Source organism: Streptomyces sp. NPDC051041, assembly GCF_044456065.1.
Taxonomy (GTDB): Bacteria; Actinomycetota; Actinomycetes; order Streptomycetales; family Streptomycetaceae; genus Streptomyces; species Streptomyces glaucus.
In genome coordinates, this window is record NZ_JBITFM010000009.1 from 84,897 (window position 1) to 106,866 (window position 21,970).

The 21,970-nt window shown below is 75.2% G+C and carries 19 protein-coding genes; 7 read left to right on the forward strand and 12 right to left on the reverse strand.

The genetic code is table 11. From position 1 onward, the window contains the following. Positions 1-10: 10 nt before the first annotated feature. The 5 genes from ACIBAI_RS16915 to ACIBAI_RS16935 all read right to left on the reverse strand — a co-directional run bounded on the left by ACIBAI_RS16915 (position 11) and on the right by ACIBAI_RS16935 (position 4,490). On the reverse strand, positions 11-1,273 hold the full coding sequence (locus ACIBAI_RS16915) for a cytochrome P450 (RefSeq protein ID WP_399034899.1): 1,263 nt from the start codon (positions 1,271-1,273) through the stop codon (positions 11-13). Further along, positions 1,270-1,887: a GTP-binding protein gene (locus ACIBAI_RS16920; protein ID WP_399034900.1), complete on the reverse strand. Its 618-nt coding sequence runs from the start codon at positions 1,885-1,887 to the stop codon at positions 1,270-1,272. Before ACIBAI_RS16920 ends, ACIBAI_RS16915 begins: the two co-directional genes overlap by 4 nt. Then, complete coding sequence (locus tag ACIBAI_RS16925) at positions 1,868-2,224, reverse strand: DUF742 domain-containing protein (protein ID WP_399034902.1); 357 nt, start codon at positions 2,222-2,224, stop codon at positions 1,868-1,870. The genes ACIBAI_RS16920 and ACIBAI_RS16925 overlap by 20 nt, the downstream gene beginning before the upstream one ends. Next, a complete protein-coding gene (locus tag ACIBAI_RS16930) occupies positions 2,221-2,640 on the reverse strand; it encodes a roadblock/LC7 domain-containing protein (RefSeq protein WP_344606118.1) in 420 nt (139 codons plus the stop codon). Before ACIBAI_RS16930 ends, ACIBAI_RS16925 begins: the two co-directional genes overlap by 4 nt. Before the next feature lie 119 nt (positions 2,641-2,759). Next, positions 2,760-4,490 (reverse strand): sensor histidine kinase, encoded by a 1,731-nt coding sequence (locus ACIBAI_RS16935; RefSeq protein WP_399034904.1) that lies wholly within the window; start codon positions 4,488-4,490, stop codon positions 2,760-2,762. Positions 4,491-5,197: 707 nt separating this feature from the next. Here ACIBAI_RS16935 and ACIBAI_RS16940 point away from each other — a divergent pair. Continuing rightward, a complete protein-coding gene (locus ACIBAI_RS16940) occupies positions 5,198-6,058 on the forward strand; it encodes an oxygenase MpaB family protein (RefSeq protein WP_399034906.1) in 861 nt (286 codons plus the stop codon). Between the two features lie 94 nt (positions 6,059-6,152). After that, positions 6,153-7,082, forward strand: coding sequence for an alpha/beta fold hydrolase (locus tag ACIBAI_RS16945; protein WP_399034908.1), 930 nt, complete (start codon positions 6,153-6,155; stop codon positions 7,080-7,082). A gap of 54 nt (positions 7,083-7,136) precedes the next feature. Here ACIBAI_RS16945 and ACIBAI_RS16950 read toward each other — a convergent pair whose 3' ends face one another. From ACIBAI_RS16950 to ACIBAI_RS16965, 4 genes are all read right to left on the reverse strand, one after another. Continuing rightward, the gene (locus ACIBAI_RS16950; protein WP_399034910.1) at positions 7,137-7,850 is read right to left on the reverse strand and encodes a GAF and ANTAR domain-containing protein; all 714 of its coding nucleotides are present in this window, start codon (positions 7,848-7,850) and stop codon (positions 7,137-7,139) included. A gap of 218 nt (positions 7,851-8,068) precedes the next feature. Next, positions 8,069-10,477: a S9 family peptidase gene (locus tag ACIBAI_RS16955; RefSeq protein WP_399034912.1), complete on the reverse strand. Its 2,409-nt coding sequence runs from the start codon at positions 10,475-10,477 to the stop codon at positions 8,069-8,071. Continuing rightward, positions 10,450-12,234, reverse strand: coding sequence for an N-acetylglutaminylglutamine amidotransferase (locus ACIBAI_RS16960; RefSeq protein WP_399034914.1), 1,785 nt, complete (start codon positions 12,232-12,234; stop codon positions 10,450-10,452). Before ACIBAI_RS16960 ends, ACIBAI_RS16955 begins: the two co-directional genes overlap by 28 nt. 243 nt (positions 12,235-12,477) lie before the next feature. Next, positions 12,478-13,659: a glutamate--cysteine ligase gene (locus ACIBAI_RS16965; protein ID WP_399034916.1), complete on the reverse strand. Its 1,182-nt coding sequence runs from the start codon at positions 13,657-13,659 to the stop codon at positions 12,478-12,480. Between the two features lie 359 nt (positions 13,660-14,018). Between ACIBAI_RS16965 and ACIBAI_RS16970 the strand changes: the two genes are divergently transcribed. Beyond that, on the forward strand, positions 14,019-14,909 hold the full coding sequence (locus ACIBAI_RS16970; RefSeq protein ID WP_399034917.1) for an SDR family oxidoreductase: 891 nt from the start codon (positions 14,019-14,021) through the stop codon (positions 14,907-14,909). 513 nt (positions 14,910-15,422) lie between these two features. On the opposite strand, the gene ACIBAI_RS16975 is transcribed toward ACIBAI_RS16970, so the two are convergent. Both ACIBAI_RS16975 and ACIBAI_RS16980 read right to left on the reverse strand, forming a co-directional pair. Continuing rightward, complete coding sequence (locus tag ACIBAI_RS16975) at positions 15,423-15,740, reverse strand: helix-turn-helix domain-containing protein (RefSeq protein WP_399034918.1); 318 nt, start codon at positions 15,738-15,740, stop codon at positions 15,423-15,425. 82 nt (positions 15,741-15,822) lie between these two features. Further along, the gene (locus ACIBAI_RS16980) at positions 15,823-16,065 is read right to left on the reverse strand and encodes a hypothetical protein (protein ID WP_399034920.1); all 243 of its coding nucleotides are present in this window, start codon (positions 16,063-16,065) and stop codon (positions 15,823-15,825) included. A 558-nt stretch (positions 16,066-16,623) separates the two neighbouring features. On the opposite strand from ACIBAI_RS16980, the gene ACIBAI_RS16985 reads away from it, so the two are divergent. Both ACIBAI_RS16985 and ACIBAI_RS16990 read left to right on the forward strand, forming a co-directional pair. Beyond that, complete coding sequence (locus tag ACIBAI_RS16985) at positions 16,624-16,821, forward strand: DUF397 domain-containing protein (protein WP_399035109.1); 198 nt, start codon at positions 16,624-16,626, stop codon at positions 16,819-16,821. Positions 16,822-17,053: 232 nt separating this feature from the next. Beyond that, positions 17,054-17,887, forward strand: coding sequence for an SAM-dependent methyltransferase (locus ACIBAI_RS16990; protein ID WP_399034921.1), 834 nt, complete (start codon positions 17,054-17,056; stop codon positions 17,885-17,887). 9 nt (positions 17,888-17,896) lie between these two features. Here the strand turns inward: ACIBAI_RS16990 and ACIBAI_RS16995 are convergent, their stop codons facing one another. Further along, positions 17,897-18,769 carry a helix-turn-helix domain-containing protein gene (locus ACIBAI_RS16995; RefSeq protein WP_399034923.1) on the reverse strand — a complete coding sequence of 291 codons (873 nt, stop codon included), beginning with the start codon at positions 18,767-18,769 and terminating at the stop codon, positions 17,897-17,899. Between the two features lie 742 nt (positions 18,770-19,511). On the opposite strand from ACIBAI_RS16995, the gene ACIBAI_RS17000 reads away from it, so the two are divergent. Both ACIBAI_RS17000 and ACIBAI_RS17005 read left to right on the forward strand, forming a co-directional pair. Next, the gene (locus ACIBAI_RS17000) at positions 19,512-20,897 is read left to right on the forward strand and encodes an FAD-binding oxidoreductase (RefSeq protein ID WP_399034925.1); all 1,386 of its coding nucleotides are present in this window, start codon (positions 19,512-19,514) and stop codon (positions 20,895-20,897) included. 682 nt (positions 20,898-21,579) lie between these two features. Next, the gene (locus ACIBAI_RS17005) at positions 21,580-21,918 is read left to right on the forward strand and encodes a hypothetical protein (RefSeq protein ID WP_399034927.1); all 339 of its coding nucleotides are present in this window, start codon (positions 21,580-21,582) and stop codon (positions 21,916-21,918) included. The last annotated feature ends 52 nt before the right edge of the window (positions 21,919-21,970 follow it).

Genomic DNA, 21,970 nt, shown 5'->3' on the forward strand with positions numbered 1-21,970 from the left:
GTCCGGTGCGCTACTGCACCACCGGCGTGAACTCCACCGGCAGGGCGGTCAGGCCGCGCATCCAGATGGACGGGCGCCAGGTCAGCTCCTCCGGCTCCACCGCCAGGACCAGGTCGGGCAGCCGCTCCAGCAGCGTCTCGACCGCCGTACGGGCCATGACGTCGGCCAGCAGCGGGGCCGGGTAGGGGCAGCGGTGCTCCCCGTTGCTGAACGACAGGTGCGCGGCGTTCTCCGCCCCGACGTGTCCCTCGGGCCAGATCTGCGGATCGGTGTTGGCCGCGGCCAGGCCCAGCACGAGGCAGTCGCCCGCCCGGATCCGCCGCCCGCCGAGCTGGGTGTCGCGCACCGCCCAGCGGCCGATGAAGTTCTGCGTCGGCGTGTCCAGCCACAGCACCTCGTTCAGCGCCTCGCCCACGCTGAGCCGGCCCCCCGAGACGTTCAGGGCGAAACGCTCGTCGGTGAGCAGCAGCCGCAGCGTGTTGCAGATCCAGTTGGCCGTCGGCTGCTGCGCCGCGGCGATGACGGAGATCAGGTCCTGGACCACCTCCTCGTCGGTCAGCCCGGCCGGATGCAGCAGCATCCGCGAGGTGACGTCCGGGCCGGGCCGCTCCCGCTTCTCCTTCACCAGCTGCCGGATCCGCTCGCCCACCCGCGCGTACGCGGCCACCGGATCGTCGCCCTCGGCCGCGTCGAGGGAGATCCGCAGGTCGTCCACGAGCTGCTGGGTGTCGGTCCCGCTGTGCGGCATCCCGCACATCTGGACCACCGCGCGCATCGGCAGGGCGTGCGCGTAGGCGCTCATCAGCTCCGCCTGGCCGCTCCCGGCGAACGCGGCGATGAGCCGGTCGGCGATCCCCTCGCACGCGCGGGCCAGCTCGAACTGGTCGACGCCCTCCAGCGCCTGCGTGATCACCCCGGCCCGCCGCCGGTGCTCGTCGCCCTCGGTGAACAGCACCGACGGCTGGTAGCCGACGAACGGCAGCAGCGGCCAGTCCGGCGGGATGTCCTCCCACCGGTTCCAGCGCCGGGAGTCGCGCGCGAACAGCTCGTCGTGCGAGGTCACATAGGTGACCTCGGAGTAGCCGAGGACCAGCCAGGCGGGGATGTCCCCGTCGAGCAGCACGGGCGCGACCGCCCCGTGCTCCCGGCGCAGGGCGCGGTACAGCTGCGACGGCGTCTGCTGGTACTCCAGGCCGGCCAGAGGCACCGCGTCGGCGTGGGCGGGGCAGCCCGGGGCGGCCGTGCTCGGGGAAGGGGATCCGGTGTCGGTCACGGTGTCGTCTCCTGCGCCACGGCCATGTCGTGGAGGTGGTCCACGAGGGTGATCAGAACGTCCTTGCCCGACGACCTGACCCGTGCGTCGCAGTCGACCAGCGGCACGTGCGCGGGCAGGGACAACGCCTGGCGGATCTCGTCCAGGGAGTACCGGTGCGGATCGTCGTCGAACCGGTTGACGGCCACGACGAACGGCGTCCTGTGGTGCTCCAGCCGGTCGATCGCGTACCAGGAGTCGTCCATCCGGCGCGTGTCGACCAGCACGACCGCGCCGAGCGTGCCGGAGAAGAGCCGGTCCCACAGGAACCAGAAACGTTCCTGCCCCGGAGCGCCGAACAGGTACAGGACCATGCGCTCGTTGAGGCTGATCCGGCCGAAGTCGAACGCCACCGTCGTGGTGGTCTTCGCCGCCACCGGGTGGGTCTCGTCGACCCCGACGCCGGCCTGGGTCATCACCTCCTCGGTGTTGAGCGGCCGGATCTCGCTGACCGAGCGGACCAGGGTCGTCTTGCCGACACCGAATCCGCCCACGACGACGATCTTCAGGCCGGTCTCCGCGGTGAGGGACAGGGGAGTACGCCGGGAAGGCAGCTCAGAGGTTGCGGAGCCCATGCAGCACCTCCTTGAGAAGGGCGGGATCGGGAAGCGACGCGGCGGACCGGGCCGCGCGCGGATGACGGGCGGTGACGCGGCCCATGGCGAGGAGGTCGCCCAGCAGGATGCGCACCACGGTGATCGGCAGCCTGAGCTCCGCGGCGATCTCGACGACGGCCGTCGGATGACGGCACAGCTCCAGGATCCGGGCGTGCTCCGACTGCATCCCGGCGGTGGGCTCGCACTCGCTGACCACCAGGGTGACCAGGTCGAACGCGTCGTCCGCGCGGCTGCGTCCGCCCGTGACCGTGTAGAGCCGGTCGGGATCACCGGTGTCCACGGGCCTGCGCGTCACGACGAGGCGCTCCCCCGGGCGCCCTGGCGGGGCTCGGCCCGCAGATGCTCGCCGATCTGCTCGACCAGCTCGGTCATCCGGTGGCCCACCACCCCGGGATCGGCGTCCTCCTCGGCGAGGACCGCCAGATGCGCGCCCTCCCCGGCCTCCACGATGAAGAGCAGGCCGCCGTGGAACTCGGTCATGGAGTGGCGGACCCCGCCGCTCCCGTCCCCGAACTCCACGGACGCGCCCTGGGCGAGGGCCTGCATGCCCGAGCAGATCGCCGCCAGCTGGTCGGCCTGGTCGAGCGTCAGGTGTTCGGTCCAGCAGAGCTTCAGGCCGTCCCGGGACAGGACCAGCGCGTGCCGCGTGCCCGGGGTGCGCTCCAGAAGGCCCTGCAGAAGCCAGGTGAGGCTGTTGTCGGTGGTCTGCATGGCAGGTGATGGGGCCGGCGTCCGGGTGTCCCGGCCACCGGCCCGTTCCTCCTATCTCACGAACTCAAGCGGGGAAGTGGGCGCCGGAGCCCCGGGCGCCGTACGGGAAGGGCGTGGACCTACTCGGCGGCCGACGGCCCGGATCCGGGGCCGGCCCCGGACTCGCCGCCGGTCCGGCGCCCGCGGTGGAAGGCGCCGAAGCGGGAGCCCGCGTCGCGGCGTTCCTCCCCCCGCGCGTCGTCCCGCGCGGGGGTCTCGGCCGCCGCCCTGCGCTGCCGGCGCTCGCGCTCGGCCTCGGCCATGGTGCGGCCGGGCGCCCGCACGGGCAGGCCGTTCGGCGTGGCCGGCGCGGGGCGGTGGGGCGCGTCCGGTCCGGGACGCTCGGGCCGCGCCGTGACGGCCGGCCGCGCGGCGGGGTGCGGCAGCTCCGGCGCCGCGGGCCGCGCGGCGGGGGCGGGGGCCGCGGCGGAGGGACGCCGCGCGGCCCTGCCCGGCGCGGGCTCGCGCTTCTGGGCCAGCAGCTGCGGGGGCAGCAGGACGACGACGCCGGTGCCGCCGCGCGACGACGGCCGGTAGTTGACGCTGATGCCGTACTTGACGGCCAGCCGCCCGACCACGGCCAGGCCGAGCCGGGTGCCCTGCAGCGAGGCCAGGTCCGTCATGCGCCCGGCCACCGCCTCCTCGGCGCGGCGCATGGCCGCGTCGGCCATCTTCAGCCCGCTGTCCTCGATCGTGACGACGAGTCCGGCGCTGCGCTCCTCGACGTACACGTGCACCTCGTCGACGGGCGGCGAGAAGGTGGTGGCGTTGTCCATCAGCTCGGCGAGCAGATGCATGACGCCCTCCGCGGCGAAGCCGGAGATCGCGGCGTCGGTGGAGCAGTGCAGCCGCACGCGCTGGTAGGCCGCGATCCGGCCGACCGCGCCGCGCAGGATGCTCTCCATCACGATCGGCTTGTTCCAGGCGCGGCTGGACCGGCCGCCCATCAGGAGCGCCAGCCGGTCGGTCATGAGGCCGAGCTGCGAGGTGCTGTGGTCCAGTCTCAGCAGGTCGCCGAAGACCTCCTCGCCGTGCCGCTCCTGCATCTCCCGCAGGTCGGCCAGCATGCTCACGGCCTTGGCCTGGACGCGGCTGAGGGCCTTCGCGGAGGCGGCCTGCGCGGCGGCGGCCCGCCGCTCGCTCTGGGCGAGTTCCCGGACGAACGACTCCGCCGGGGTCCGCAGCAGCGGGGACCGCGGCAGCTCCGCCTCGGCGAGCACGGTGTCGGCCGAGGTGCCCTCCCGCAGCCTGGCGACCGCGGCGGGCAGGACCTCGCGCGTCAGCCGCTCCGTCTCCTCGGCGGCCCGGGCCAGTTCCTGCCGGGCGTGCCGCAGTTCGGTGTCGAGGGCGGTGGCGTACTGCACGGCCTCCTCCACCGAGGAGGTGAAGGTGTGCAGGATCCGGCGCAGTTGCGGATCGTCGGGCGGCGTCACCCCCGCCAGGGCGCCGCTCGCGCCGTCCCCGTCCCGCAGCCGCTTCACGACGGCGGGCAGAGTGACGTTCACCAGGTGCGCCGACTCCGCCTTCTGCCGCGCCAACTGGGCGCCGAGACGGCTGACTTCGTCGCTCCGCGCGGTGGAGGACCGGCGGGCGCGCCGGATCAGCAGGGCGCTGACGACGACGGTGACCGCCACGCCGGACCAGGCGGCCAGGGCCGTGGCCACCGTCCAGGAACGGGCGCCCGCGGGCGCCGCCGCCATCGCCGCGCCGGCGGCTGCTGCGCTCACCAGCAGCACGGCCGCGGGCACGGCCGGCGAGGCGGGGCGCGTGGTGACCGGCCGGTGCTGGCCGGCCGGTGCAGGCTCTGACATTCCGCGGTTCCTCGGTCCTTGCTGCGGGAGAGACGAGTCGCGGCCGGCGCACGGCGGCCGCGGGCCAGGATGAGAGCGTCAGACGGACGTGATCTTCCGGACCAGGTACGGGCTCATGCTAGTCACCCTTTCAGGTGAAGTGATCCATGGAACCGCGCAGTTGGCCGGGCAGGCGATTTCGTCGCGAACCCGCTGCCCGGGCGGCTGGGAGTGGTAAAGGGCAGGGGGTGGACCGGCCGCTGCCGGCCACGGCGAATGTCCGGCAACGCACCTTCTCGAGGTGTCGGCCCGCCGGGCTTCCTCGAGCCGCCGGCGCCGCTCTCACCGAAACGTGAGTGGTTTTCGGTCATCTCCGTGGCCTGTGCGGCCGGAGCGACTCGGACGAGCGGGGCGGGAGAACTGCTTCCCCGCTCCCGAGGAAGGGCGGCTGGAGCGGGGGTCCGAGCGCGGACCCGGCCACCGCGCGGACCGGCGGCGGTGGCCGGGATGCCGGGCGGAGGGGAGGGACGGAGCGCCCCGGCGGCCCGGAGGCGGGGCCCGCGGCCGGGGAGCGGGGCGGGCGGACCGCCGGCGCACCCGGGGGAGGCCCCCTGCGGACCGGGCGGCCACGACCGCCGCCCCCGCACGGGGACGCACCGGCAGCGCGGCGGCCGGGTGCCGTGCGGGCCGCGGACATGCCGGACACTGGAGGGAGACGGGAGGCGACCATGCTGACCCACGTACGCGCACAGCTGGGCAAGGCCCTGTTCCACCGCGTGGCCGGACCGGACGGGCCGGCCGCACGCGTCCGCATCCACCACACCCCCGGTCCGCGCTGGTTCGGACCCGACCGTCCCATCCGCACGGTGCACGGCGACGCGTCGATGTTCATCGGCGGGCTGAGCGCGCTGCTGCTGCAGTCCCTGCACCCGCTGGCCATGGCGGCCGTGGCCGCGCACTCCGGCTACCGCGGCGACCCCTGGGGACGGCTGCAGCGCACCAGCACCTTCCTGGCCGTGACGACCTACGGCACCGCGGCGGACGCCCAGCAGGCGGTCGACCACGTCCGCCGCATCCACCAGCGGATCCGCGGGACGACGCCCGAGGGCATCGCCTACCACGCGGCCGACCCGCACCTGCTCGGCTGGGTGCACGCCGCCGAGACGGACAGCTTCCTGCGGGCCCACGAACGCTTCGGCGCCCGCCCGCTGGACGCCGCCGGCTACGACGCCTACGTCGCCGACACCGCACGGGTCGCCGAGGCGCTGGGCGTGACCGACCCCCCGCGCGACCGCCGGGAGCTGGCCGAGGTCCTGGACGCCTACCGCCCCGAGCTGCGGGTCACCGCACAGGCGCGGGCAGCCGCGCGCTTCCTGCTGCTCCAGCCGCCCCTGCCCCTGCCGGCCCGGCCCTTCTACGCCGGGCTGGCCGCCAACGCCGTGGCCCTGCTGCCGCCGTGGGCGCGCGGCGTGCTGTGGCTGCCCCGTCTGCCCGTCGTCGAGGACATCGCCGTACGGCCCGCCGGCCAGGCCCTGACCCGGACGATCCGCTGGGCGATGACCCCGCCGCCGCGGTCCCGCCCGTCCTGAACCGGTGGCCGCCCGGCCGGAGCGGGACGGCGGCCGTGTGGGCGAGGCGGTCCGGGGCAGACGAGCGGCACCGGCCGAGGCACGGGGAGGTCAGATGTTCGACGGGTTCGAGCTGAGGCAGTGCGAGGGGGACGGGGCCCGGTTACGGGTGCGCCACGGCGGCACCGGCCCGGCCGTGCTGCTCCTGCACGGCCATCCGCGCACGCACGCGACCTGGCACCGGGTCGCCCCGCTGCTGGTCGCCGCCGGCCACGCGGTGGTCTGTCCCGACCTGCGCGGCTACGGCCGGTCCGAGAAGCCGCCCACCGACCCCGAACACCGTCCGTACGCCAAGCGGGCCATGGCCGCGGACTGCCTGGCGGTGATGCGGGGCCTGGGCCACGAGCGGTTCGCCGTCGTCGGCCACGACCGGGGGGCGTACGTGGCCACCCGGCTGGCCCTGGACCACCCGGAGGCGGTCACCGCCCTGAGCGTGCTGGACGCCGTCCCCATCGGGGAGGCGCTGCGACGCTGCGACGCGGGGTTCGCCGCGAGCTGGTGGCACTGGTTCTTCCTGGGCCAGACCGACAAGCCCGCCGAGAGGATCATCGACGCCGACCCCGACGCCTGGTACCGGGGCACCCCCGAGCAGATGGGCGCCGAGGCCTACGAGGACTACCGGCGCGCCGTCCACGACCCGGCCACCGTGCACGCCATGTGCGAGGACTACCGGGCCGGACTGGGCGTCGACCGGGAGCACGACGACGCCGACCGGCGGGCCGGCCGGCGCGTCGGCTGCCCGCTGCAGGTGCTGTGGGCCACCCGGGACGACATGGCCGACCTGTACGGCGACGTGCTGGGCGTGTGGCGGGACTGGGCGGGGGACCGGCTGACCGGCGGCCCGATCGACTCCGGCCACCACATCGCCGAGGAGGCGCCCGAGGCGCTCGTCACCGCCCTGCGCGAGTTCTGGCGGACCGGCGCCGGCCCCGGCGCGCGTGCGGAAGGCCCGGCCGCCCCGCTCGGCCGCCCGCCGGCCGGCTGAGGGACGGGCCGCCGCGGCCGGGCGTGGTGCCGGGCGCGGTCCGCCCCGCGCGCCCTACGGGTCGCGGGGCGGATCACGCAGGACGTCCGCGGTGATGTCGGCCAGCGATCTGCCGGTGCGGAAGGCCTCGGCGCGCATGAGGGCCAGCGCGTCCTCCGGGGCGACCCCCCGCCGGGAGACCAGCGCTCCGATGGCGCGCGCGGTGTCGAACCAGTGGGCGCGGACGACCTCTTCCGGCTCCCAGGCCGGGGCCCGGGTCCCGGTGAGGAGCATCTGGCGGGTCGGCAGGAGAGCGGCCGTCACCGCGTCGGCCACCCGGGACGCCTCCCGCAGGGCGTCCGCGTCGAGCGCGTGCGGGCGAAGGGCCAGCAGATCGGCCGTCCCGAGGACGTAGTCGCCGAAGAAGAGGGGGAGCGCGTACACCGACCGCACCTGCGGCAGCCGTTCACGCATCGTCGCCCCGAACAGGGGCCAGGGCGTCGGTTCGCCGTCCAGGTCGTCCACGGCCACGGGCTCGCCGGTGCGCGCGGCGCTGATGCAGGGGCCCTCCAGCACCGTGAACTGGATCTCCTCCAGCAGCAGGGCGGCGCCGTCCGACGCGGCGAGCAGCTGGCGGGAGGGGGTGTCGGTGAGCAGCGACAAGGTGGCGCCGTCCATGCCGAGCCCTTCGCACGCCGCCGCGCACACCCGCCGCGGGACCTCCTCGGCGGGGACGTCCGCCGCGGCCTCCGCGACCATCCTCGCCGCCTTCGTGGCATCGGCCGTCATCCGGCCCTCCGCTGCCCCGACGGGGACGAGCCGGGAGGTCCGAAGCCGGTCGCGGGTACGCGGAGCGCGGTACGCGGGCGGGCGGGCGCCACCGTGTGCTGATGAGGAGCCATGCCGATGGAGTACCCGCTCCGGCCGCGGCGACGCCGCCGGCGTCGCCGCGGCCGGTCCGGTCCGGCTCCCCGGCGCGCTTCGAGCCGGCCCGGGCGGCGCCGGGGTCAGGCCGTCAGATGGCGCTGGATCCAGTCCGCCGCGGCCCGGCGGAACAGGCGGCGGTTGTCGGCGCGCTGGAAGTCGTGCCCCTCGTGGTGCAGGACGAGCAGCTCGGCCTCCAGCCCGCGCTCCCGGGCGGCGCGGACGAACTGCTCGGACTCGCCCGGCGGCACGTTGGTGTCGTGCTCGCCGTGGACGGCCAGCACCGGGACGCGCAGGGCGTCGATCCGGCTCATCGGCGACAGCGCGCGCAGCAGGTCCCGGTCGCGTTCCGGATGCCCGTACTTGTGGGCCGCCGACCGGGCGATCCACGGCTCGGTGCCGGCGAAGAACGTGGCGAAGTCCGACATGCCGCACACCGCCACGCCGGTGCGGAACAGGTCCGGATGCCACACCAGGGAGGCCATCGTCAGGTAACCGCCGTACGAGCGGCCCATGACGGCCAGCCGCCGGGGGTCGGCCAGCCCGGCCAGGACCACGTGGGCCGCGCAGTCGGCGACGTCGTCGATGGCGGCGAACCGCCCCGTGCCCAGGTCCGCGTCGACGAAGGAGCGCCCGTAGCCGGAGGAGCCGCGCACGTCGGGGGCGAAGACGTCCAGGCCCCGGCCGAGGAGCTCGTGGTAGAGGGGGTGGAACACCGGGCGTTCCTGCTCCTCGGGGCCGCCGTGCAGGTGGACGACGCAGGGCGCGGGCTCGCCGGGGGAACGGCCCGGCGCGCGGTAGTACCAGCCGCCCAGGGCGAGCCCGTCCCGGGCGACGGGCCGCATCGGCACGGGCCGCACGGGCGGGCGGCCCCCGCGCACCGCGTCCTCGTCGCGGGAGGACCACGGGGTGCGCAGGGCCCGTCCCCGGGGCAGCCACCACACGCCGGGGCGGCGCTGCGACCCGGACAGCGCCACGACGGGGGCGTCCGGGTCCGCGGTGGGCACGGCGCGGGTGACCACCTCGTGGGGGAGCGGCACGGTACGGCAGGACCCGAGCGCGGCGGGGGGCGGCGCGAACTCCGCGACCGGGGCGGGAACCCCTCCGGTTCCGGCCCCGGCGGGGGTGCGCACCTCGGCGATCTGCAGTTCGCTGACGCCGCGCACGTTCCACGCCAGCACGGCGCCGCGCCCGGTGGGGTCCAGGGCCAGCAGTTCCAGGCCGCAGTCCGCGCGCTCGGCGGCCACGGTGAGCCCGAGCCGCCGTCCCCGCGCGTCGAGCCGGACCGCGTACAGGGCGGCGTACTCCCGGCCGTGGTCGCTGCGCAGCCACAGGGTCCGGCCGTCCGGTGCGAAGCCGCCGATCCAGGGATCGCCGTCGGCGACCGGCACCGCGCAGGTGACCCGCAGGTCGGGGAGGCGCACGACGAGGGCCTCGCGGCGGCCGCGCGGCCCCCGCCGCAGCAGGGCCAGCCGGCCGTCCCGGCTGAGGTCGCACACGCGCAGGGTGGCCGCGCCGCGCTCACCGGCGAGGAACACGGGAGCCGACCCGCCCTCGGGGTCGACGAGGTACGCCGACAGCGTCAGGGGCGCAGGCTCGTCGAGGGCGGCCGCGCCGCCGTCGGTGACGGCGTGCGGCCGCGGGGCCGCGGCGGGCGGCGGTCCGCCCAGCAGCACGGCGCGGCCGTCCCGCGCCGCCCAGCCGGGCGGGAGGCCCGCGGCGGCCGTGCCGGGCTCGGCGCGCACGGGCGCGGCCTCCGCCTCGCCCGGCTCGGCGCCCGCGGACGGCTCGGCGACGGTCACCGCGACGGCCGAGCCGTCGTGCCGCCAGCACCCCAGGTGCGCGGAGCTGCCCGGCTCGGCCCCGGCCAGGACGCGCCGCCCGGTGCCGTCGGGGCGCACGCACAGCACCCGGGTGAGCTCCCCGCCCTCCGGGGCGGTGGTGTACGCGATCCACCGGCCGTCGGGGGACCAGGACACCTCGGTCACCGGGTCCGGCCCGGCGTCCAGCAGCTGGGCGTCACCGCCGTCGACCGGCCCCGTCCACAGCTGCGGCACACCGCCCCGGTCGCAGATGAAGGCGACGTGCCGGCCGCTGGGGTCCACCGAGGGGTACCAGCAGCCGTGGGCCGTCACGAGGTGGGGCGCGTCGTGGGCCACGGCGGTGTCCGGCAGCGCGACCGGCGCCGGCGCGGGCAGCGGCGCCCGGGACGGCACGTCGTCCGGGAGGTCCGCCGCCCGGACGCCCCGGACCGGGCTCACCGCGTCCCGGCGGTGGGCGGCGGGCCCGGAGCCGTCGGGACGGGCGGACGGCACGAAGGCCGCGCCCGCCCGCGGGGCGGCCCCCGGCAGGGGCGTCCCGTCGCCGGCCAGGGGCGTCGCCGCCGGGTCCGGGGACGGCGGGGCCTGGACGTCCGCGGGGCCCGGCCGGGGGGACGCGGACGCCCGCGGGGCCCGGCCGCCGGTCAGCTGATCCCGTGCGTCTGCAGCCATATCTCCAGCAAAGCTACCTGCCACAGCGTGTTCGCTCCCCGGTGGGTGCGGTGCGCGTTGGGTTCCGCGAGCAACCGGGCGACGTACTCCTGGCGGAAGACGCCGCGGGCCTTCGCCTCGGGGGCGGTGAGGGCCTCGCGGACCCGCTCCAGCACCGGGCCGGCCATGTGCTTGATGGCCGGGACCGGGAAGTAGCCCTTGGGCCGGTCGACGACCTCCCGCGGCAGCACCTTGCGCCCGGCGGCCTTCAGCACGCCCTTGCCGCCGTCCGCGAGCTTGAGCTCGGGCGGGCAGGCGGCGGCCAGTTCGACCAGCTCGTGGTCGAGGAACGGCACGCGGGCCTCCAGACCCCAGTCCATGGTCATGTTGTCGACCCGCTTGACCGGGTCGTCGACCATCATCACGTGCGTGTCGAGCCGCAGCTGCGCGTCCAGCGCGGTCTCTGCGCCCGGGGCCGCCAGGTGCGCGCGGACGAAGTCGCCGGACGCGTCGTGGTCGGGCAGCAGGCCGGGCTCCAGGATCCGGGCGAGGTCGGCGTGCGACCGGTCGAAATACGTGTCGACGTACGCCCGGGCCGCGTGCTGCCGGGACGCGTTCGCCATGTCCGGATACCAGTGGTAGCCCGCGAAGACCTCGTCGGCGCCCTGGCCGCTCTGGACGACCTTGACCTCCTTGGCGACCTGCTCGGACAGCAGGTGGAAGGCGACCACGTCGTGGCTCATCATGGGCTCGCTCATGGCCCGGACCGCCCCGTCCAGCGCGTGCGAGACCCGGTCGGAGGGGACCAGCAGCTGGTGGTGGTCGGTGCCGAAGTGCCGTGCCACCAGGTCGGAGTAGCGGAACTCGTCCCCCTCCTCGCCCCCTTCCGACTCGAAGCCGACGCTGAAGGTGGCCAGGTCCTGCTGCCCCTCCTCGGCCAGCAGGGCCACGATCAGGCTGGAGTCCAGCCCGCCGGACAGCAGCACGCCGACCGGCACGTCGGCGACCATCCGGCGGCGCACGGCGGTGCGCAGCGCCTCCAGCACGGCGTCCGTCCAGTCGTCGGCGCTCAGGCCGGCGTACTCGGGCCGGCGGGTGTAGGAGGGCTGCCAGTAGCAGTGGTCACGGTGCGTGCCGTCCGGCTCGATCACGCGGACCGTGGCCGGCGGGAGCTTGCGCACGCCGTTGAGGACGGTCCGGGGCGCGGCCACGGTGGCGTGCCAGCTGAGGTACTGGTGCAGGGCCACCGGGTCCAGCGAGGTGTCCACGCCGCCGCCCGCCAGCAGAGCCGGCAGGGAGGAGGCGAACCGGAGCCGGTCCGGCGTCTCGGCCAGGTACAGCGGCTTGATGCCGAGCCGGTCGCGGGCCAGGACCACCCGCCCGGTGTCCTGCTCGACGACGACGAAGGCGAACATGCCGTAGAAGCGCTCGACGCAGGCCGTGCCCCACTCCTGGTAGGCCTTGAGCACCACCTCGGTGTCGGAGTCCGAGAAGAAGTGGTGGCCGCGGCCGCGCAGCTCCTCGCGCAGCTCGCGGTAGTTGTAGACGCACCCGTTGAAGACGCCGACGATCCGGGCCCGGGGGTCGGCCATGGGCTGGGCGCCGCTCTCCGACAAGTCGATGATCTTGAGCCGGCGGTGGCCGAGGGCGACCGGCCCCTGCGACCACAGCCCGCGGCCGTCGGGACCCCGGGGCGCGAGCCGGTCGGTCATGCGCTCGACCGCCGCCATGTCGGGCCGCCCGTCGTCGAAGCGGATCTCACCGCTGAGGCCGCACATCAGACGGACCCCCTTCCGCGCAGGTGCTCGGGTGGTGCGGACCGCCGTGCGGCGGCGCCCCTCCACAGGCCGACGGGGGACGGGGACATGCTGGGCATGACGGTGGAACTCTCCTCGATCACAGGGTTGGGTGTCGGCTCGTCCGGCCGGGACCGGCGTACGGCGGCCCGGGCGGGCGGCACAGCCGGTCCGGCGGCTGCCCGGCCGACGCGGGAGGTGACGAAGGGGCGGTGCGGCATCGGATCAGGCGGCCGTGCCCCCGGCCGTCGTACGGCGAAGGCGGGCGCCGCCGGTTCCGACCGGCGGGACCGGCCGCCGGGCGGCCGGGGCGGCGCGCCGGCCGGCCCGCCCGCCGCGGGTCTCGTCGACCATCAGGTCGACGCTGGCGAGCAGGTCCTCGGCCGCCGCCGCGCGCCGCAGCCGGTGGGCGGCGCTCCCGGCGGCCAGGGCCTCCTCCAGCAGGCCGTGCACGGTGTCCCAGTCACCGGACGCCTCCAGGGCCGGGCGCAGCCGGTCGCGCATCCCGCGCAGCACCTCGGGGGCCGGCGCGGCCCGCCGGGTCGCCGGATCCACCAGGTACCCCTCCAGGCCCGAGCGGGCGGCACGCCAGGCGGCGGCGCGCAGCCAGTCGTGGTGGCCGTCGCACAGCGGGCCGTCCCGGTCCGCCAGCCGCTCGCACGCGTCCCGCACCAGCGCCCGGAAGAGACCGGCGACCAGCACGACCGTCTCCGCGCGCGGGCAGGCGTCGCATATCCGGAGCTCCAGGGTGCCCTGGTGGGCCGAGGGCCGTACGTCGTGGTAGACCATCCCGGCGTCGCTGATGACGCCCGAGCCGATCAGCTCCTGCACGGCCGTGTCGTAGTCCGCCGCACTGGCGTGGCAGCCGACCGGCCCGGCGGTGGGCCAGCGCTGCCACAGCATGGTGCGCCAGCTCGCGTACCCGGTGTCCGCGCCTAGCCAGAACGGCGAACTGGCCGACAGCGCCAGCAGGGGCGCGAGCCAGGGCGAGACCAGGCACATGGCGCGCACGGCGGTGTCGCGGTCGGGCACGTCGACGTGCACCTGGGCGCTGCAGATGAGCTGTTCGTCGGCGACCCTGCGGTACTCCTCGGCCATGTGCCGGTAGCGGGCGTCGGCGGTGACGTCCCGGGGGGTGACCCGGGCCAGCGGCACCGTGCCGGCCGCCACCACGGCCAGGCCGAGCGAGGAGGCCGCCGCGTCCAGCCGGCGCCGGGCCCCGGCCAGGTCGGTGTACAGGTCGTCGAGGGTGTCGTGCACCCGGCTGTTGCTCTCCACGACCGACTGCTGGAGCTCGGTGGTGAAACCGGGTCTGTCCAGCCGGTCCAGCACGGCGCGGGCGCGTGGCACCAGGTGCCCGCTCTCCACGTCCAGTACGTGAAACTCTTCCTCTGCCCCGATGCGCACGTCGGTTTCTCCCCTTGCCGTGTCCTCCGGTCGGCCGCTCCGGGCCGCGGCCCGTGGGGCCGAAGCGGAGGCCGATCCGTGCAAGTCGGGTGCCCTGAGACGGCCGGTGCAAGCCCGCCGACCGCACCATGTGTCGCACAAGTCTCAGATGAGCGGTCACGGTCGGTGTTCGCCGGGCCCCGCGGCCCCTCGGCGCGCCGGACCGCGGCCGCGGCACGGCGTGCCGGACCGCGGCCCGGCGGCGGTCGCCGCCGAGCCGCGGGACGCTCGGCGATTCCGGCAGGTGGGAACACTTTTCGGGCCGGGCGATCAGGGAACCCGGCCTCCTGTCCGGTCCGTTCGACAGACAGGAGGCCGACGTGGCGGAAGAGCAGCACACCCAGCAGGATCCGACCACCCAGCACCCCCGCCCCGACTTTCCCGACCAGGACCAGGCCCATCCGGGCTGGACCGGACCGATGGATCCGCCGCCCGACCACGGTGAGGAGTCGTACCGCGGCTCCGGCCGGCTGGAGGGCCGCAAGGCCGTCATCACGGGCGGGGACTCCGGTATCGGCCGGGCGGTGGCCCTGGCCTTCGCCCGCGAGGGCGCCGACGTCCTGTTCACCTACCTCCAGGAGGAGGAGAGCGACGCGCGCGAGACCGCCCGCCTGGTGGAGGACGCCGGACGCAAGGCGGTGGCCGTCTCCTGCGACATCCGCGAGGAGGCCAACTGCCGGGCGCTGATCGACCGGGCGGTCGCCGAGTTCGGCCGCATCGACGTCCTGGTGAACAACGCGGCCTACCAGATGTCGCAGCCGGAGGGAATCGAGGCGATCGAGACCGAGCAGTTCGACCGGGTCGTGCGGACGAACCTCTACGGCATGTTCTGGCTGACCAAGTTCGCCCTGCCGCACATCCCCCGGGGCGGCAGCGTCATCAACTCCACGTCCGTGCAGGCGTACAAGCCCAGTCCGCACCTGCTGGACTACGCGATGACCAAGGGCGCGATCGTCACCTTCACCCAGGGGCTGGCGCAGATGGTCGCGGAGCGCGGCATCCGCGTGAACGCGGTCGCGCCGGGCCCGGTGTGGACCCCGCTCATCCCCGCGACGATGCCGGACACGGCCGAGTTCGGCAAGCAGAGCCCCATGGGCCGCCCGGCCCAGCCGGCCGAGCTGGCCCCGGCCTACGTCTACCTGGCCTCCCAGGAGGCGAGCTTCATCACCGCGGAGATCCTCAACGCGACCGGGGGGACGCCGCTGCCCTGAGCCCGCGGACGCCGGCCCGGCCGGCCGCCCCCGCGGCCGGTCCGGGCCGGTCCCGGCGGACGCATGCTGTACAGTGGATCTTGAGATGGGCGCCGGGACTCCCGGTGGCCCACGACGCGTTGGTGGTCCAAGGAAAGACGCCCCGCTTCCTGCGGGGAGATGCAGGTGCAAGGCCTGCCCGGCGCTCGGGAACGAGGGCCCTGTCCGGTACGCCGGGCAGGGCCCTCGGCCGTTCGCGGACGACGCCGGGGCACGGGCGACTCGCCGCCCGCCCGCGCCGACCGGCGCACTGCCGCGGCGAGCGCCGCGGCACCGGTCCCGTCGGCGAGGACGTGTCACAGCCCTGCCGCGCGCCGTGGCCGCCCGTCACGACCGCCGCCGGGCGACCGGCGGCGGGCCCGCTCCGCACGTCGTCGCACGGCACCGGCGGCCACCGGGGCGACGCCGCCGGAGCGCCGACGGCTCCTGCGGGCGCCGGCCGGGACGGAAGGGCGCCGGAGCGCGCCTTCGCCGTCAGCGCCGCACCGATGGCCGGCCCTCCCCGGGCAGCTCCTGCCGGCCGCCGCCGGAGCGCCGCCGGCGTTCGTGCTCGTCCTCCCATATCCGCAGCAGGACGAGCGGATCGGCTCCGCAGACCCGTGCGTAGCGGTCGGTGAAGCGGCGGCTGGGGAAGCGCTCTCCCGCCAGGACGGCGGTGATGTGGCGCACGTCGCTTCCGGTTCTCCGGGCCACGGCGTCCAGCGGGAGGCGGCTTCGCTGCCAGACCGATGCCATGACGAGGCCGATGTGAGTGGGTGCCGGCGACGGGCGGTGCTGCGGTTGAGAGGACATGGGAGGGGCTCCGCTGGCGTGGGGGGTGGCCGAGTGCTGGAGGCGTGCGGGGCGCCGCCGGGGTGCGGCGCCCCGCACGCGGTCATATCGGACGGCGGTCCGGGACGCAGACGGCCCGGTGGAAGGCCGGCTGCAGACAGAACAGGAGGAGCGCGGTGAGCACGGTGTGGGGCTCGGGCTGCTGCAGGAGCAGGGCGTGTCCTGCCGGCGAGGTCATCGCTTCCAGGCCGCGCAGCAGGCAGTTCGCGCACGGGCGCGCCATCCGGCGGGGACGGGGGCGCGCGTGCCGAGGTTTACGGCGGCGGTGCCGGGGGGAAGTCGCCATCGCGATTTCTCCTTCGGAGTCGTGGACGCAGGGCCCCGGCGGCGGCGCCAACCACAACTGCCGGGGTCCTGCTGTCGATCGGCCACGGTGGCCGAGCGCGGCCGACGCTAAACGGAATACGCCGGGTGCGCGGCCGGTGTGCTTCCCCGGGGCACCGTTCCGGCACCCGCCCGGTGGCCTTCCGCGACGACGGCAACCGGAGATGTTCGAATCCGGCACAGGGCGCGCGCGCCGGGACGCGCGCCGTCTTTTGACCTGGTGAGAGCGGTGCCGTCCGGCCCGCGCGACCCCCACGGGTATTCGACTGCTGCCCAGGTGTTCCAGGAAACCGCCGTGACGGTCCGACCATGTGATGAACGTTTTCGGAGGCGGGCGCATTTGCATGCCACCCTGGGGCGTATTTGCGACAGATTCGCCGCAGGCGCGCATACATGCCGTCGGGTCCGGCGATTCTCCAGGTGGCAGCCGGAATGCAATTGCATTCGGATAACGGGGAAAATTGTTCACCGCGGAGGTGCACCGGTGAAGAAGCAGAGGTATGCGCCCGCCGGGACGACAGTGACGCGCAGCGACACGTCGCCGACATGGCGAAAAAGTTCGCACAGCAACCCTCAGGGCGCCTGTGTGGAGGTCGCGGAACCGGCCGCCGGCCGGATCCTCTTCCGGGACTCGAAGGTGTGCGGGGGCCCGGTCATGGGGGTTTCCCGCCCGGCGGCGGAGGTCTTCACGGCGGCCCTGGCGCGCGGCGACCTCTGAACGACGTCAAGAACGCCCCGGGCCGCGACGTCCGCGACGGCGGATCCGGGGCCGGCGGACGAGGCGGCCCGGAGCCCGGTCCGGGCCGCCGGCCCCGGCGCGCGTCACCCGCGCTGAACCCGCAGCCGTGGAATCCGTACTGGACAGCGGGCCGAACCGGCCAGTAGGCATGGAGCCGATGCAAGTGCATCCGGCTGTACAGGACGGATGACCACCGACGAGAGGATGAGCCGTGGGAGAACAGCCCCAGCCCGCGCGGGAACCAGCCGTCGAGGCGGAATTAGGGCAGGACAGGCCGCACAGCGCCCGGATGTACGACTACTACCTGGGCGGGAAGACCAACTACGCCGTGGACCGGGAGGCGGCCCGGGCCGTCATCCGGGTCTTCCCCGCGATCGAGACGGCGGCCCGGGCCAACCGGGCCTACATGCACCGCGCGGTGCGGTACCTGGCGCAGCGGGGAGTACGGCAGTTCATCGACGTGGGCACGGGGATCCCCACGGCCCCGAACCTCCACGAGGTGGTCCAGGCGGTCCGGCCCGACGCGTCCGTCGTCTACGTCGACAACGACCCGATCGTCCTCGTCTACGCCGACGAGCTCCTGGACGGCACGCCCGAGGGGACCACCCGGTACGTCGAGGCGGACGCGACGCGGCCCGACGAGGTGCTGGCGGCGGTGGAGGGGACCGGGGCCATCGACTTCGACCAGCCGGTGGCCCTGAGCCTGCACGCCCTGCTGCACTTCGTCCCCGACGACAAGGACCCGTACGGCATCGTCGGTCGGCTGCTGGAGCGGCTGGCGCCGGGCTCGTGCCTGAGCCTGTCGCACTGCACCGGCGACTTCGATCCGGAAGCCTGGGCGGCCATCGTCGACACCTACCGGCAGCGGGGCACGCCGGCCCAGGTGCGGACCAGGGCCGAGGTGCTGCGCTTCTTCGACGGGCTGCGCCTGGCCGACCCCGGGCTCGTCGTGGCGCACCGATGGCGCCCCGAGCCCGGGAGCGGCCCCGGCCCGGTCACGGACAAGCAGGTGTCGCTGTACGCCGGGGTGGCCCGGAAACCATGAGCGGGAGGCTCAGCGGTAGTAGCCGGACTTCAGCAGGTCCCGCAGTCGCCGAAGCGACCGCTCGGGAGTGAGGGACATTCCGCGCAGGCGGTCGAACCCTCTGATGCGGGCGTCGACCTGTTCCTCGTCCTGGAAGATCAGACCGCCGTCGTAGACCTCGGTGTAGGCGATGTCGGGCAGGATCCGCGCGGAGAAGTCCCAGATCGTGACGGAGCCGATGTGCACCGGCACGTTGTACCTGCTCTGCTCCGCTATGCGGATGAGGTAGCGGGGGCAGGCCGCCAGCTCGATCAGGTGCTCCAGCTGCCTGCGCATGATCTGCCGCGAGCCGTACCCGCGCCGCAGGGAGCCCTCGTCGATGACGCAGATCAGCTTCTTGTCCGCGGGGGCCTCCCGGAAGCGGCGCTGGCGTTCGACGCGGAGGGCGACCAGGGCTTCGCGCTGCCGTACGTCGCCTCCACCGGTCGCGATCACCGCGCGGGCGTACTCCTCGGTCTGCACCAGGCCCGGCAACTGCTGCGGCTCGTACGTCCTGATGCGCTGCGCCATGTCCTCGAAGCTGACGACCGCCTGCAGGTGCTTCTGGGCCACTCCCGACCAGGGCTGCCACCACGGCAGCCGGTTGGCGTGCTCCGCCAGTTCGCGCAACTGCGCCTGCTCCGAGGGGTCGTTCACCCGGTAGATGGCGAAGAACCGTGCGAGATCGCGCTCCTTGAACTGGTGCTGGCCCGACTCGATCCTGCTGACCTTCGAGTTCGACACGCCCAGTTGCAGGGCGACCTGCTCCTGCTTCAGCCCCAGCGCCTCGCGCCGGACCCGCAGCGCGTTGCCCAGCACCATGCGCGGTGCGGACGGAACCGCCTCGTCCCTGATGTAGCGCACACGGCGCCCCGGCCTCAGCGGCTCCCCGCTGCCAGGCCCCAGCGCGCCCGCCGGCCCTTGCCCCACGACCTCTCCTCGACCCCTGAACGACGGTGATCCTGACGGCGCTCATCGTGCACGACGGCGCACGCGGCCGAGGCGGAATCGGAAAAACCTTTCGCTCCCGGGCGGTGACCGGCCGGTATCCGGCCCTCCGGAGCGTGAGCGGAGGCTGTCCCGGCCCCGTCGGAGCCGGCCGCCGCACGCCCCGGGCGGCACGCCCGGCGCGGGGACTCCTCGCCGCACGCCGCGATCGGCGCGCCCGCGGCGCCCGCGACCGCCTCGGGGGGCACCGGAGGAAGGAGCGGCCGGGCACGGCCGGCGCCGGGTGCCGTCGCCCCGCGTGCCCCCGCACACCCGACGGGCGCACCCGGACGCGTCCGGCGGGCGGACGGCGCGCCTCCGGCGCGGACACGCTGCGCCTCCGGCGGGAACACGCCGCGAACGGGCGGGGCCCTCCGGTGGGCGGCGATCCGCAGAATTGCGGGGCCCGGCGGACGGCGGGACGCTGGACGAGTCAGCCGTGCGGCGTCCGGCCGCACGACGCCCGCGACTCCTCGGACCCGGCCCGGGACGCCCCGGTGAAGCACCCGGCGCACGGCCGGCGAGCGACCGGGCGGCGGGTGACCGGGGCGGCCGGGGCGCCGGCCGCGGCAGGCCGAAGCGGGGGCCGTGACATCGGCACCTCCCCGAGGAGACCACCATGGACAGTTCGACCCTGGACGCGATGCGGACCTCGCTGCGGGGACCCGTCATGGACCCGAGGCATCCGGACTACCCCCGGGCCCGCAGCGTCTACAACGCGATGATCGACAAGCGCCCCGCCGCCGTCGTGCGGTGCGCGGACGCCGCGGACGTCATGGCCGCGGTCACCTTCATCCGCGACCGCGGCCTGGAACTCGCCGTCCGGGGCGGCGGGCACAGCGGTCCCGGTCTGTGCCTCGTGGACGACGGCGTCACCGTCGACCTGTCGCCGATGCGCTGGGTACGGGTCGATCCCGCCACGAGGACCGCGCAGGCGGGCGGCGGCAGCCAGCTCCGCGACCTCGACCACGCCACCCACGGCTTCGGGCTCGCGACCCCCACCGGCATCGTGTCGATGACGGGCCTGGGCGGCCTCACCCTCGGCGGCGGACACGGATACCTCACCCGCAAGTACGGCCTGACGGTGGACAACCTGCTGGCCGCGGACGTCGTGCTGGCCGACGGCAGCTTCGTCACCACGAGCGAGACCGACCACCCGGACCTGTTCTGGGCCCTGCGCGGCGGCGGGGGCAACTTCGGCATCGTGACCTCCTTCACCTACCGCCTGCACCCGGTGGACACCGTCGGGGTCGGCATCACCGTGTGGCCGGTCGACCACACCCGCGAGGTGCTCACCTGGTACCGCGACTTCCTCCCGCGGGCCCCCGAGGACACCTACGGCTTCTTCACGCTCTTCACCGTCCCGCCCGGCCCGCCCTTCCCCGAGGGACTGCACGGCCGGAAGGTGTGCGGCGTCGTGTGGTGCCACACCGGCGACCCGCGGACCACCGAGGACGTCCTCGCCGTGGTGAACGAACCCGCCCCGCCCGCCTTCCACTTCACCACGCCGATGCCCTACCCCGCGCTGCAGAGCATGTTCGACGAGCTGATCCCCTCCGGGTACCAGTGGTACTGGCGCGGCGACTTCTTCGACCGCATCCCGGACGCCGCCGTGGACGTGCACCTCAAGTACGGCGAGAACCTGCCCACCCCGCTGTCGCTGATGCACCTCTACCCGGTCGACGCGGCCGCCCACCGGGTGGACCCGGACGACACCGCGTGGAGCTACCGGGACGCCGTCTGGTCCGGCGTCTTCGCCGGCGTCGACCCCGATCCGGCCAACGCCGGGACCATCAGGCAGTGGTGCGTCGACTACTGGGAGGAGATGCACCCCCACTCCATGGGCGGCTCGTACGTGAACTTCATGGGCCAGGGCGAGGGACAGGAACGGGTCCGGGCCACCTACCGCGACCACTACGACCGGCTCGCGCAGGTCAAGCGGACGTACGACCCGGACAACCTCTTCCACGCCAACCAGAACGTCAGGCCCGCCCCGCAGCTTTGACGGCCGGACCCCGCCGGCCGCGCCCACGATGCCGCCGGCCGCTCGACCCCGCTGCGGGGAAGCCGCCGCACGAGGGGGCGGCCGGCGGCGAGGACCGGCGGGCGCCGGTCGGTCCCCACCGCCCGGCGTGCCCGTGCCGGACGGTCCCGCGCGCGGAGGGGACGGCGGCCCGGGGGCCGGTCGGCGTCCCGGCGCCGCCCGCGGCGTCCGGCGCGGTTCCCGGGACTCCGCGGCACGGATCGGAGACGCGCCCCGAAAGGCGCGCCTTTGTCGGCGCGATGCGGAAGAATGCCCTGACAAACGAGATCGACATCGCCCCCTGCTGGGTAAGCGATGACCAGTTCCCTGTCATAAGGAGCCACCCGTTGAAGCAGTCCACCTCCGGCCCGGCACGGCCCCTGGCCGCCCCGTCGACCGCGCACGCGCAGCACGGCGGGACCATACGGGCATCCGACACGGCGAGAACCGCTGCCCGGCTCGCCGCGGTGGCGGTCATAGCCGACGCACGGCACTCGGACGGCGGACGCAGCCGCAGCCGGGGAGGACCGCCCTTGCCTGCGGGGCGGGCCGCCCACGGCCCCCGGCCCTCGCGGTCCGGGAGTCCCGGCCGGCACCCGGCGGGAAGGACACCGGCCGGCGACACGCGCGTCCCGCACGGCACGGCGGGAGAGGACTGATCATCATGCTCCTGACCCACCGTGCCCGGCCCGCCGCTCCGCTCAGCCCCTCGGACGCCGATCTGGTGCGCATCGTCCGCGACCCCCGCACCCCCGTGTTCCTCACCGTGCACGCGGGCGGCCGCCGCAGGTACAGCTACTGGCAGCCGTTCGACCCCGCCACCGGCAGGGGCAGCTGCTACGTCGCCCTGCCCACCGACGCGTGCGACCGACTGCACTCCACCGGCCGGATCACCCTCAGCGAGCCCATCGTCGACCCGGGCAAGACGGTCTACCGGGTCCAGCCCGCGGACACCCCGGCCGAACCCGCCCCCGTGGCGTACCGCCGGGCCCGCGCGGCCTGACCGGCAGCCGGACCCGCCCGGGCTGCCGGGAGGGCCGAGGGAACCGGCCCCC

Bases quoted from the DNA above. Each gene is read 5' to 3' on its own strand.
- ACIBAI_RS16920 (WP_399034900.1), bottom strand. From the start codon at position 1,887: ATGGGCTCCGCAACCTCTGAGCTGCCTTCCCGGCGTACTCCCCTGTCC.
- ACIBAI_RS16930 (WP_344606118.1), bottom strand. From the start codon at position 2,640: ATGCAGACCACCGACAACAGCCTCACCTGGCTTCTGCAGGGCCTTCTG.
- ACIBAI_RS16935 (WP_399034904.1), bottom strand. From the start codon at position 4,490: ATGTCAGAGCCTGCACCGGCCGGCCAGCACCGGCCGGTCACCACGCGC.
- ACIBAI_RS16940 (WP_399034906.1), top strand. From the start codon at position 5,198: ATGCTGACCCACGTACGCGCACAGCTGGGCAAGGCCCTGTTCCACCGC.
- ACIBAI_RS16945 (WP_399034908.1), top strand. From the start codon at position 6,153: ATGTTCGACGGGTTCGAGCTGAGGCAGTGCGAGGGGGACGGGGCCCGG.
- ACIBAI_RS16950 (WP_399034910.1), bottom strand. From the start codon at position 7,850: ATGACGGCCGATGCCACGAAGGCGGCGAGGATGGTCGCGGAGGCCGCG.
- ACIBAI_RS16955 (WP_399034912.1), bottom strand. From the start codon at position 10,477: ATGGCTGCAGACGCACGGGATCAGCTGACCGGCGGCCGGGCCCCGCGG.
- ACIBAI_RS16960 (WP_399034914.1), bottom strand. From the start codon at position 12,234: ATGTGCGGCCTCAGCGGTGAGATCCGCTTCGACGACGGGCGGCCCGAC.
- ACIBAI_RS16975 (WP_399034918.1), bottom strand. From the start codon at position 15,740: ATGTCCTCTCAACCGCAGCACCGCCCGTCGCCGGCACCCACTCACATC.
- ACIBAI_RS16980 (WP_399034920.1), bottom strand. From the start codon at position 16,065: ATGGCGACTTCCCCCCGGCACCGCCGCCGTAAACCTCGGCACGCGCGC.
- ACIBAI_RS17000 (WP_399034925.1), top strand. From the start codon at position 19,512: ATGGACAGTTCGACCCTGGACGCGATGCGGACCTCGCTGCGGGGACCC.
- ACIBAI_RS17005 (WP_399034927.1), top strand. From the start codon at position 21,580: ATGCTCCTGACCCACCGTGCCCGGCCCGCCGCTCCGCTCAGCCCCTCG.